The sequence below is a fragment of the Aliivibrio sp. 1S128 genome (assembly GCF_001691065.1).
GTDB lineage: Bacteria > Pseudomonadota > Gammaproteobacteria > Enterobacterales > Vibrionaceae > Aliivibrio.
Map to the genome: position 1 here is coordinate 1 of NZ_MAJV01000176.1, position 900 is coordinate 900.

Genomic DNA, 900 nt, shown 5'->3' on the forward strand with positions numbered 1-900 from the left:
TAGCAAATCGTGTTGATGCATTTGTTATGTGCGATTTAAAGTTAACCACATAGCTTTAAGCTTATCTACTGATATTGCTGGCTTTGTTTTATGAAGCATCGCATGACAATTTGGACATACAGGTTTTAAATCTTTGACTGGATCAATAATATACGCCTCGCCAATATACGCTAAATCAACTTCATGATGCACATGTATATAGCCAGTCCCTAGATCACCATAGTTTTCATGGAAATTAAAGCTACATATGTAACAACTATTTCCATAGTGTTCTATGCACTGAGACCTTGCTTTCGGATTTCGCTCATAGGCATTTATTGTAATTTGCTTTTTAGCACCCTCCGTTAGCACATCACCGTCAATTTCATCAGGGTATGAAATCCCTTGAAAATCAATTTGATATTTTTCTGAGATCGCATCGACAAGATCTTTAGTTTGCACCTGTTTTCCGTAACCAAGAGCATTGTAATACTCGACATGAGATGCTACGACCTCCAAAGCTTGCCTCAGTTTTTGCGTACCAAAATCACTATAGATTTTCTCTAGGTAAACTCTCGTACCTTTGAGATTCATCGTGCGCTTATAAACAAATCCATCCATGATATAACGATAGTTTTGAATATAATCTTGAGCAGAACCTTTTCCCATAATCTGATTCTTGACAGCAAACTCCACCGCCTTCTTCCTAGATAATCGGCCTTCGTAAACTTCACGAGCTAAATCATAGATTTGAAGTGCTGATTCTTCGGTAATTTTCAAATTTTCCTCCTAGCACATAACGCTGGCATAACACGTTTATTACTATGCAAACCAACTTGAATTAACCGCCTTAATCACAAAACCCAAGGCAAACCCAGAACGCCGAATGTAATAAATCGTGTTGATGCGATTGTTGTGCGT

At 37.9% G+C, this 900-nt stretch carries 1 protein-coding gene; it reads right to left on the reverse strand.

Features of this window, described 5'->3' with window-relative positions; all coding sequences use genetic code 11:
* Nucleotides 1–24 precede the first annotated feature (24 nt).
* Nucleotides 25–759 (reverse strand): HNH endonuclease, encoded by a 735-nt coding sequence (locus A6E03_RS20580; RefSeq protein ID WP_065601531.1) that lies wholly within the window; start codon nucleotides 757–759, stop codon nucleotides 25–27.
* Between the last annotated feature and the right edge of the window lie 141 nt (nucleotides 760–900).